Origin of the sequence: Desulfosporosinus sp. FKB, assembly GCF_002196705.1 — a bacterium.
In the GTDB taxonomy this organism is placed as follows: Bacteria; Bacillota; Desulfitobacteriia; order Desulfitobacteriales; family Desulfitobacteriaceae; genus Desulfosporosinus.
Genome location: NZ_NADJ01000033.1, coordinates 301931 through 312440, shown reverse-complemented (window position 1 = coordinate 312440; position 10510 = coordinate 301931). Strand labels below are relative to the sequence as shown.

At 38.0% G+C, this 10510-nt stretch carries 10 protein-coding genes and 1 pseudogene; 5 read left to right on the top strand and 6 right to left on the bottom strand.

Annotated elements, in window-relative coordinates; genetic code table 11:
• Positions 1-133: 133 nt before the first annotated feature.
• Complete coding sequence (locus tag B5Y67_RS12555) at positions 134-661, top strand: DUF4352 domain-containing protein (RefSeq protein ID WP_088226762.1); 528 nt, start codon at positions 134-136, stop codon at positions 659-661.
• 95 nt (positions 662-756) lie between these two features.
• Here the strand turns inward: B5Y67_RS12555 and B5Y67_RS12550 are convergent, their stop codons facing one another.
• On the bottom strand, positions 757-945 hold the full coding sequence (locus B5Y67_RS12550; protein ID WP_242975952.1) for an aspartyl-phosphate phosphatase Spo0E family protein: 189 nt from the start codon (positions 943-945) through the stop codon (positions 757-759).
• Between the two features lie 338 nt (positions 946-1283).
• Between B5Y67_RS12550 and B5Y67_RS12545 the strand changes: the two are divergent.
• A pseudogene (locus tag B5Y67_RS12545) lies at positions 1284-2097 on the top strand (RNA methyltransferase).
• Between the two features lie 186 nt (positions 2098-2283).
• Here B5Y67_RS12545 and B5Y67_RS12540 read toward each other — a convergent pair.
• Together B5Y67_RS12540 and B5Y67_RS12535 are read right to left on the bottom strand one after the other, a co-directional pair.
• Positions 2284-2748: a hypothetical protein gene (locus B5Y67_RS12540; RefSeq protein ID WP_088226760.1), complete on the bottom strand. Its 465-nt coding sequence runs from the start codon at positions 2746-2748 to the stop codon at positions 2284-2286.
• Positions 2749-3095: 347 nt separating this feature from the next.
• A complete protein-coding gene (locus B5Y67_RS12535; RefSeq protein ID WP_088226759.1) occupies positions 3096-3446 on the bottom strand; it encodes a hypothetical protein in 351 nt (116 codons plus the stop codon).
• Positions 3447-3648: 202 nt separating this feature from the next.
• Between B5Y67_RS12535 and B5Y67_RS12530 the strand changes: the two genes are divergently transcribed.
• Positions 3649-4539, top strand: coding sequence for a DUF3231 family protein (locus B5Y67_RS12530; protein ID WP_282432774.1), 891 nt, complete (start codon positions 3649-3651; stop codon positions 4537-4539).
• A 227-nt stretch (positions 4540-4766) separates the two neighbouring features.
• Here the strand turns inward: B5Y67_RS12530 and B5Y67_RS12525 are convergent, their stop codons facing one another.
• Positions 4767-5750, bottom strand: coding sequence for an oxidoreductase (locus B5Y67_RS12525; RefSeq protein WP_088226758.1), 984 nt, complete (start codon positions 5748-5750; stop codon positions 4767-4769).
• A 145-nt stretch (positions 5751-5895) separates the two neighbouring features.
• On the opposite strand from B5Y67_RS12525, the gene B5Y67_RS12520 reads away from it, so the two are divergent.
• Both B5Y67_RS12520 and B5Y67_RS12515 read left to right on the top strand, forming a co-directional pair.
• Positions 5896-6279, top strand: a complete 384-nt coding sequence (locus B5Y67_RS12520; RefSeq protein WP_088226757.1) for a MerR family transcriptional regulator — start codon at positions 5896-5898, stop codon at positions 6277-6279.
• 491 nt (positions 6280-6770) lie between these two features.
• Positions 6771-7967, top strand: coding sequence for a hypothetical protein (locus B5Y67_RS12515; protein WP_088226756.1), 1197 nt, complete (start codon positions 6771-6773; stop codon positions 7965-7967).
• Between the two features lie 125 nt (positions 7968-8092).
• Here the strand turns inward: B5Y67_RS12515 and B5Y67_RS25915 are convergent, their stop codons facing one another.
• Both B5Y67_RS25915 and B5Y67_RS12505 read right to left on the bottom strand, forming a co-directional pair.
• The gene (locus B5Y67_RS25915) at positions 8093-8497 is read right to left on the bottom strand and encodes a methyl-accepting chemotaxis protein (RefSeq protein WP_242975950.1); all 405 of its coding nucleotides are present in this window, start codon (positions 8495-8497) and stop codon (positions 8093-8095) included.
• Between the two features lie 1062 nt (positions 8498-9559).
• Positions 9560-10390, bottom strand: a complete 831-nt coding sequence (locus B5Y67_RS12505) for a magnesium transporter CorA family protein (RefSeq protein WP_088226755.1) — start codon at positions 10388-10390, stop codon at positions 9560-9562.
• Between the last annotated feature and the right edge of the window lie 120 nt (positions 10391-10510).

The window sequence follows — 10510 nt, the reverse complement described above, 5'->3', positions numbered from 1 at the left end:
GCCATACTCAATTTCTCTGAATTAAGCATTCAATGCAAGTTCTATCCTTGATAAGTTCTTTTGGTGAATTAGCAATTCTATGAAAACAAGAGGAAAACCAAGAAAAATCAAATTTATATAGGGAGAGAAGAGGATGAAAAAGCTTGTTTATCTTTTAATAGTAGGAATCATATTTACATTAACCGGGTGCGGAACAACTAATGTTCCAACAAAAGTTACATCCAGCACTCCGACCACAGACCAATCATCGGCTCCAAAAAATGAAACATTCAAGGTAGGAGACACGTTTAAGTTAGGCGATTTACAATACAAGGTAAATGGCATAAGAACTTCAGGCGGTAAAAATCAATATATGAAACCTAAGGATGGAAACGTATTTTTGCTTATTGATATGACCATTGTGAACAACGGAAGTCAAGACGCTTCTATTAGTAGTATGTTATCATTTAAACTAACAGATAAAGACGGCAGGAGCCAAGACATAAGCATTGAAGCTTTAAGCGAAGCAAACGGTAAATTGGATGGGTCAATCCCACCCGGCAAAAAAATGACCGGTGAGTTAGGATATGAGGTACCAAAAGCATCCAAATCTTTTGAATTAGAAATAAAAAATGACCTATTTAGTAATGGTACTGCAACTGTAGAGATTCCGGTTAACTAAGGATATGGACCCATGTTGCCTGGATCCTTCCAGCAAATAATATTACCAGGTATTAACTATGCTAACATAAAAAGAGAGCGATTAAGCTCTCTTTTCTAATGGGACACAATAATATTAATCACCTGGCTCTTTTTCCATGAACGATATAAGAATTCGTTAATCAATTCATCAAGTTTCATGCTAACTTGAATTACCCTCGGATCTCTTAGGCCTTTATCGGCAGCAATTTTTATCATATGGGCTCTAGTGTTTTCGATTTGTTCATCAAGAGTCAATAAGAACACTCCTAAGCTTTATCATTATGACCTTTATAATTACTTCTATATAATAATATCCATCTATAGCTAATGACAAATATATAATAGTCATGTTAGGCATGAACAAAAGTTATATAAAATTAAAAAGGCTCCCATCGCGGGAGCCTCTATATCTTCCAAAGCATCCACTTACAACTATTCAATTCATACTTAATCTCAAACCGTTTCAGCTATGCAATATAGTGTAGTTAATATTATAGTATATTGATGGTGGTGTAATTCTTACTTATGGTAAAAAGGGATTTTATGTTGCAAGAAAATCAAGGTTGATATGTTCACTAACCTCGAACATAAAAGGAGATAAGATGTCAAATATCATTGAGATAAGCGATTTTTCATCGTCCAATTTGGATGTCTTTGCTCGCCTGACGGAAACCAGCTGCGCAACCGGTTGGAGCCGGAGATGGGCATCTTTATTGCGGAGAGTACCAAGGTAATTGGACTGGATGCGAGCCTATTTCACTTTTGATGGAGCGCAAATACATTGCAGGGCAGGCGCACGGTATAATCACCCGCTGCGGAGATGTCCCCGTCTATACTGCCGATAGCAACCTGCTAGCAGGGCTGACAGGTTTTCAGCTGACCCGCGGTGTGCTGTGTGCCATGCGGCGTCCTCATCTACCCAGCGTTAAGGAGGCGTGTGCCGGTGCAAGTCGAGTGGCTGTGCTTGAAGGTATTGCGGACTCTACCAACGTCGGTGCCATTTTTCGCTCGGCTGCGGCGCTAGGCATCGATACCGTGTTGCTTACCCCCTCATGCTGTGACCCACTGTGCCGGCGTGCGGTGAGGGTGAGCATGGGTACCATCTTCCAAGTGCCATGGGCCCGTATTGGCAGCGAACCCTCGCAGTGGCCGCAGCAGGGCATGAAGAGTCTGCGCAAGCTGGGCTTTAAGACCGTTGCCATGGCTTTAAATGATAACGCTGTCAGCATAGACGATCCGCAGCTCATGGCAGAGGAAAAGCTTGCTATCGTATTGGGTTCAGAAGGTAATGGACTGGCGCCCTGCACGATTGCTGACTGCGATTACACCGCGTGCATCCCCATGTCCCATAACGTGGACTCTCTGAACGTTGCTGCAGCCAGCGCCGTGGCCTTTTGGCAACTCAGGGTCCGGTAAGCTTTTATATTCACATAATACGTCGTAAAATAAGAATAACTAGCAGCTTTAAGGTGTTCAGATACGTATTCGTTTATTGGTCTTTAGCGAACATAAGATGCCTTACTTTTTGAGTCTTGTAGAATATGGTAAAGATCCGTATTTCAGGCCACACCATAAATCTTTCCCATATTTTATATTGTTGTATTAAGGTCCTGTTCCAGCACTTTTAACTTTCCATTCGTCACTATCTTTTATTAAATAAAAAAAGTGAATATCTGCAAAGTCGCCTATAACTCCATTAACAAGAAATAACTCACCGTACTCTGGGTCATATGTATGTGAATCTCTTACCATCATTGTTAATATACATGAGTTGCCGTTTTCTTTAATGTATTTAGCTATTACTTGCTCTTGTGGTGTTTTAGGTCTTAAGAATAACCAAATTATTAGAATTAATATAATGCTAAATGTCAGCTTGTAGGTGTTTTTAAATTTTGATTGTATTCGTGAGAGGATAAAAATAAAAATTTGTATATTTATCGTGACGATAAAAAACATAAGTATAGCGTTTAATTTATAGACGGAGTAAAACCAAATTATAGGGAAAATAATTATTGAGACTACGATGCCTACTATAATTTTTATTAGGTCGGATTTATAGTCATTCAAACTACGTGACCCCATTCCTCTTTATCAATCTATTGTCTCCTTTGATGATTTTACCATTATTACCAAGATAATAGAACATTTTTTAATATACTCTAATATTTGGTTTTGAAATGTATCTTTATTGAACTTCTACTAATCCTACAAACTATAACTTAGCGTAAGTTTGTTCTAACTTCCAGTTATAGACAAAATTAAAATGTGGTTTGTCCTTACCAAATCGATTATTACACATTGCTATTGACGAATTCGCGCGAAATATGTCCATAAACAAAAAAACCTCTCCCACCATTGATGGTGAGAGAGGGCTTTGCTCTTAGCTCGCTACTACGGCTGGCACCACGCTTTTATTATGCGTTTTGGGAGGTTTGGGCTTGCGGGTCCAGCTGGGCTAGTTGAGTATCAGGAGTAACTTGGGTTGCCTGAGTAGATTGAGGTGCCAGTACTCCCTGGACAGCAGTAGCGGCTTGACTTATTGCTTGGTTTACCGCCGTAGATGCCGCCTGTTGAGCAATTGGCGTTACAACTTGCTTTACAGCGCTAGAGGTTGCCTCCTGGACGGCTTGATCCGGAGAGGTTACTAAAGTATCTTTAGTAACTCCATCTTTATTCATATCAAACACACCGGTTTCGATCATATCCTTAGCGGCTTTCTGTATTTCCGGCGTCGGCTCGTACCCGGCAATCTTGAGCATATTCATGGCAGCATCATAAGCATTTTGGTCTCGATGGTCCTTGGTGATCTGGCTGGAGTTACATTTTTGTTCAGCAGCTTTGACGCCAGCTTGAGCGACTTGAATTACCGTGTTGATGATCGTTTCATAATTTGTCTGAAAACCCGCATTTCATGCGGGTTTAACTGTTTCTTTAGAGGCTTTCAAGCCTCATTTTTAACCACCTGAAATTAAACCATTATTACAACGAGCACTTGATGTATCAACTCAAAGAGTTCAAACCATGGATAATATTTTTAACTCAATTAACCTTCCTATTCCTCAAGGCTTTACTGAAAAAGATGTGGATGCAAATGTTCAACCTTTATTCTCTGATACTTTCCGAATGCTTTATACTAGGCTTATGCATAAATATGATTTAATTAATTACGCGAAAGCATTAACCACTGCCTATCGTTTGGATTTAAGGAACTTTTATTCCCAGGCTCTTGAAGACTCAAAAGGTATTTTTCAGAAATTTACAGACATCCTCTTAGGAAAAGGGGTACTTCCCAAAGCACCAAGTATTGTAATACCTGACCGTGTGGATACTGTTCACACCAAAAAATATTTTGGAAACTTCCTCGGAAGTGTATTTACTGACCAACGTCCGTTAAATGCTTTAGAAATAGGTCAGATTTATACCATTATAGAAACAGACCAACTTATAAGAACACTAAAAACTGCTTATGCACAGGTTGTAAAATCGAGAGAAGTTCTAAATTATCTGCTTTGGTGCAAGGAAAAACTAGAAAGTCATATGAGAAAACTAACTGAAATTCTTGAAAAAGAAGAAATTCCAGTACCAGTTATTTCTGAAGTTTTAGTGACTGATTCAAGACAATCACCTTATAGCGATAAGCTAATCCTAAGCCATTTTACCGCCACTACAGCATTTCAGATTACAGCAGTTGGGCTTGTAATGCCAGATATATCAAGAAAAGATGTTGTATTAGCTATGGCAGGAATAACAACTGACCTTCTTCAAATCGCTAAAAGAGGTGCAGAACTAATGATAGAAAGTGGATGGTTAGAAAGGATACCTCAGACCGTAAACCGAGAAGAGTTAATAATGCACTAAACTATTGACTTGATATTATTTTTATATTAAATATAGCAATAGCTCAAAACTAAAAATAACTGGTTTAAATAGCTAAAATTTAAAGACCAGGGGGTGTCGCAAAACCACTTCTTTTAGTGGTGAGTGATGCTCCCCATTTTTTCTCCTTTGAACTATTTTGTTGTTGGATTGAAATATTTTGTGGATGAAGGGGTTTCCCCATTCGTTCGTTTTGTACAATTACTCAATCAAATTATATATTCGACACCTGTGAGCCTTTCGCTTAGATCCCACAGTCGCCTGGCTGATTCAGGATCAATTGCCCATGGGCGAACGCCTGTGGCACTGAGGCTATCGGCTGATTCTGCGGTTGATATGTCACAATCCTCACAATAGACACCACCCATTCCATCAAGTTGATTGCTGGTTGCACACCAAACGCTGGTCGCTGCGCCTTGTTCCACTGTCTTGAATTGGGCGTTGTTTTCATTGCTAACAACTTGTCCCTGCTCATCTTTAATCGGTTTGGGTCCCAACTCTGCTTCGGTCAAATCTCGCCCTAGGCCGGTATACGGCACTAACCCAGGGTGAACAGAGAAGGCTCGAATATCAAAGTTTCTGCCTCTCTTGTCTAATTCCAGGGCAAACAGGATGTTAGCAGTTTTAGATTGTGCGTAAGCTCTCCACTTCTCGTATTCATGATGCTTAAAATTCGGATCCTCGAAATCAACCCCGCCGAGACGATGGCCGCGTGAGGAGACCGCAACAACTCTTGCACCACAGGCTATCTTCAGGGCTGGGCAAAGTTTTGACGTCAACTGAAAATGGCCTAAATGATTCGTTGAGAACTGTGACTCATAACCACGCGCATCACGTCTAAGCGGAGGCGCCATCACACCTGCGCTGTTGACAAGGATGTGCAAAGGTCTGCCTGTGGCAAGAAAGCGTTGTGCGAAATTGTCGATAGAGTTCGAGTTCATGAGATCAAGTTCTTCTAGTTCCACATTCGGTATCTTTTCAAGTGAAGCTCGAGCCTTCTCTGGCGTTCTTGCAGGAACAATTACCGTGGCACCGACATTTGCCAAGGCACGCGTAGTCTCTAATCCGATACCGGAGTAACCACCTGTTACAATCGCTGTTTTTCCTGAAAGGTCGCAGTTTGCCACTATCTCTCTTGCCGTTGTCAGCGAGCCGTATCCTGACTGAATAGGTGACTGTTTTGTAAAATTCATTTTGCCACTCCCTACTAAAAATTGATAATGTCAGCTTATCTCTTAAAGTCGGCTCTAAGTCAAGAGAAAAAGTTTAAATGATCTTGATGAGAGGAACTCTAAGTTATACATTTAATTATATTAGTAGTTTTAAGGAGTAAAGACGATGAAATATTCAATTAAAGAAGTATCCGAGAAATTCAAATTATCTGCTCATACGTTGCGTTTTTATGAGAAAGAGGGAGTATTGCCGACTATTCAGCGAGACGAGAGTGGTCGAAGGGTTTACAGTGATAAGGACCTTGGATTAATTCAAATTATTTGTTGTATGCGTATAACGGGTATGTCTTTAGAATACATAAAAAAATACGTTAGGCTGTGTATTCTTGGCGATAATACAGTTCCGGAACGACATCAAATGATTCTTTCTCAAAAAGAAATAATCGAAGATCGCATTAAGGAATATCAAGATCTTTTGAATGTGGTCAATTGGAAGCTACAATATTATGATAACCGAATGCATGAAAATGATCCCACCGCCATCAATTGAACGTCCTTATCTATTCAAAATACCCTTTGCTAAACTTCCAACTAAAGAACAGCCCTGCACTACAAAGAACGCCCTTTGGTTATGGCGTTCTTTGCACATAATGAGTCAAGAGCGACGTAACTATTGAAGTTGAAAATACGAACAATGCTCTTTGATAATTGAATAATGCAGTGAAACGATTATATGAAAACATTCAATTGAATTGCTGGAATAAATTGTATTTAAGCGATATAATTAGAAGTGATTAAGTCAAAATGTTAGGATATGGCGAAGTAACTATTAAAAATATAAATCAGGAAAAGTAATCTTTAAGAATTACGTAGGGTTGTAAAAAACGGGAAGATGTACTGTATTACTATTATTATAATTATGTATGATAATATAAATTGAACAAAAGATTATTTATATGATAGTTTACCAGAACTTTAATTCAATCCATTAATTAAAGTTTTTCTTAATAGAATCATCTTTTTCAAAGGAGGGTATTTTAAATGAAGAAAATGAAATTTTGCATGTCGACAGTTCTTGCGCTTACATTATCTTTAACTCTTGGTTCAACAGTTTATGCAGATTCGTTAACAGGCATAACAAGCACAAATAATACTAACTTATATTTTGAAAGTAATAGGATAATGGCTGATCAGCTGGCAGTAAATGCAACTTCGAACTTATTATCTATCGGATCACTTCATGACATAACAATACATGAACCTACTATGGTAAGCAATTTAAACTTAAGGTCGAATATCTTAGTTACAACTACGGAAGGGACTATGATAGTACAAGTAGAGTGGTCCGATTATTCCGGCGTAAGTATAAATTCAACCACTCAACTAAGCGGTAAAGCCGTATTGCCTCCAAGTATTTCAAATACTGCTAATATAAAGTTAGACGTAACTCAGAAAGTAGTCTATAAGGGATCGGGACTTCAAAGCAATCTAGGTACGGTCATGGATAACAAGATAATCAATATACCTCCAGCTACAACTATACCGGAATTAATAAGTAACTTAACATACAACGGTACAACTCTCACAGATACAGACAAAATGTCTGCAATCGTCGTAGACAGATATAACGAAACATTAAATGACGGTATCGTAGACGATGGAGATTCATTACAAATCTCTGATGGGCTATACACGCATACTTATTATCTTAGTATCATATCTGGAACACCGTCAAATTCAAGTTTGTTATTATCTATAATTCCCCCTCAACCAATACTGGTACCTATTACCGGAATGGAGGGTAATATAAACTTACCCATTGTACGCATTGATACTACGAGTGGAATTGTAAACTTACCTGTTCAATGGGACATACCAATAAATTTAAGTATATCGAAAAATGTTCAAATAACCGGCACGATTGTAATGCCGGATAATATTTATAATTTAGGTGGGGCACAGTTTCTTGTTTATCAAGATTTAGATTATAAACCAATTAGGATTCCCAGCACACTTGGTATTATCGGTAAAAACTCCATAATGAGAATACCAGTAGGAACTACTGTATCAAGTTTAATAAACAGCTTAACTAATGCTGATTCATATAGTCTTGCGGTTAAGGACAAAAACAATAATACTTATACTTTAAGGACTGATGCTGCTATTGAAACAGGAGATAGCCTTGTAGTGACTAGTGGAAATACTAACTATAACTTTTATCTATCCACGTTAAATTAGGTACCGACTGCTGGATAGCAACCTGAGCGCCACGCTAAAACCTCCTAGCTTCCAATATATACTGTTTTTACCAGAATACCAAAAGCCAGAAGGTTTTTTTGAGTGGCTATGGTCATTGGACCTTCTTACAATTTGAATTTACCCACTAATTGAGTGAGGGTTTCCCCTATTTTTGCCAAAGCTTCTGCAGATTGACTCACTGAGATCATTGTAGCTGACTGTTCCTCAGATGAAGCTGAAACTTCTTGAGTATTAGCTGCAGCTTCCTCAGCAATGATACCAATATTTTCTACGGATTTAACTGCTTGGGAACCCCCTTCGGCTATTTGTTTTGTTGCTTCAGTAACTTGATGAATCTGTTCAACTACCGTTTTGACCTCAGTCACAATGGCTTTAAACGAATTACCCGCGAGATTTACAGTTTCTACTCCCGCTGCAACCTCTCCTTTGCCCTTTTCCATAATTCCTACTGCACGTTTGACTTCATGTTGAATATTACTAATCAAGGTCGAAATTTGAGCAGCAGACATTGAGCACCTGTTTTGCGGCTATGCGGCCTTATTGCCGCTTGAACTGACTATTTCCGCATTCTCAGCAACCTTTTGTGTATGTGCTGCCAGTTGCTTAATAACCTCACTTATTTCTTCAACGGTCCTAGCTTGCTCAGTTGCTCCCGAATCATAAGAACCTCTTTGCCATTCACTTTGTATGAGATAGGATCGAGGATAGTTTCTTTATGAGTCTTTTTCAGAATTAAGTAATAATCTCCGGCACCCGGTTTTTCATAATCCGTAAGTGGTGCTAACTTGATATTTCCGTCTCCTCGATTCCAGTATGGTATAAAGCGTCCCGTTGCATCATATCCCGGCTGATTTTCATAGTTAGCATCATGCCCATCGAGTGCATTGGGCTCCCATACAAGTCCAGGTTGCCAAAAACCAATACCCAGATCGTACTACTATGAATGCTATGATATAACTTGTGGGACGTTTAAGAGGATTTTCTCTATTTTGGCAACTTTGAGATATCAGATTTGGATCTCGCGTAAGTATCAGCAGCCTTTTACTTGAAAATTTTGGCTAGTATCATTCCTTAGGAAATATGAGAAACTAAATTAAAATCTATAAGGAGAAAGGGATTGATGACATGGGATTAATGAGAAGGAAAGGGAATTTACTAAGTCCTCGTTCGTTAATTATCCATACGATTGGTATCGCCGGCGTTGTTTGGTTAGGCAAGATCTGGGGGAAAAATGAATATTAATTTTGTCCAAAAGCGTAATTCTTCAATTACTCCGGACAAATGATTAATTCATTGTACTTTCTATAAGTTAAGGAGTAGATTTTTTTCTACTCCCAGCATCTTCTTTTTGTACAAATCAAGTGCAGTTTTTCCGAAGTTCGTAGTGGCAAGTTCTCGTTGCTAAGTTTGCATTTTAACCTTCAGCTATAACTTATTTTTAGTTAGTGGTAATTTAACAAAACACCATACATAACTCAAAAACTACTATCATAGAAAGACTAATCTTCATACTTAATTAAATAAAACGCCAAAGGCACCCTTTACTTGAGGGCCTTTGGCATTGGTTGGTTCTAGAACCATTTCTTTCGCTTAAATACTAGAATAACGATTGACACTAAAATAATTATTGATGCATAAAAGACATCCATGCCATATTTATAGTGAATCAATGGCATACCATCAAAGTTCATTCCAAAGAAGCTTGTCAATATGTTAATGGGTAATAATACCGTAGCTAAAATGGTTAGAAACTTCATGATATCATTTGATTTATTATCCATTGAAGCTTGATATGCTTCTCTAAGATTCTCCATTAGTTCTACCAGCTGCCTAGCATTGTCTAATTCAGACTGTATGCTCATCACTAAATCGTTCCATAATGGAGTTTCCTGTTTAATGCGGATAAATACTGATAAATGTTCATTGATTTGTTTCTTCAATTTAATTACTTTTCTATGTAGTTTAAAAATCCTCGCCTCTTGATATTTTTCAGGTCGTTCTAATATCTCTTCCTCTAACTCATCAACGGATGATTCTACGCCTTCAATTTTGTTTTGGATTTTTTCCAATGATTCAAAGCCAATGAGACATAATAAATCGTAAGAACTATGAACCAATTTACTGGATTTCCAGTTTTCGATCTTATTATCCAACTTGCTATTGCTATTCTTATCGAGCAAAAAACAATCGTTGACTATTAATATTCTGGTATGTAGATGATCATTTTTAAGGCTAATAAAGCATATTGAATCACTTAATTGCTTTGAAAAACTTTTTCTTTTACTGAGACTATTAAGAGCGTTTACCTGTTCTAAACTAATTATATCTTTTTTGGCTTGGGTTTGTTCCAGAATGCTATTAACTTCTTTCCACGAATCAAAATCTATAACTCTTATTTTCATAAAAAACTCCACTGATTTTTTTATTGAAGTTTGGAATCCTTCAATTAATGTGTATGTTATGGAATTCAAATATTCGGGATTCCCGTTAAAAAAACCTCTTTTTTAACTAAATTTCTAACA

Coding starts and splice junctions, on each gene's coding strand:
- B5Y67_RS12515 (WP_088226756.1), top strand. CDS start 6,771: ATGAAGAAAATGAAATTTTGCATGTCGACAGTTCTTGCGCTTACATTA.
- B5Y67_RS12525 (WP_088226758.1), bottom strand. CDS start 5,750: ATGAATTTTACAAAACAGTCACCTATTCAGTCAGGATACGGCTCGCTG.
- B5Y67_RS12535 (WP_088226759.1), bottom strand. CDS start 3,446: ATGAATATGCTCAAGATTGCCGGGTACGAGCCGACGCCGGAAATACAG.
- B5Y67_RS25915 (WP_242975950.1), bottom strand. CDS start 8,497: ATGTCTGCTGCTCAAATTTCGACCTTGATTAGTAATATTCAACATGAA.
- B5Y67_RS12555 (WP_088226762.1), top strand. CDS start 134: ATGAAAAAGCTTGTTTATCTTTTAATAGTAGGAATCATATTTACATTA.
- B5Y67_RS12520 (WP_088226757.1), top strand. CDS start 5,896: ATGAAATATTCAATTAAAGAAGTATCCGAGAAATTCAAATTATCTGCT.
- B5Y67_RS12505 (WP_088226755.1), bottom strand. CDS start 10,390: ATGAAAATAAGAGTTATAGATTTTGATTCGTGGAAAGAAGTTAATAGC.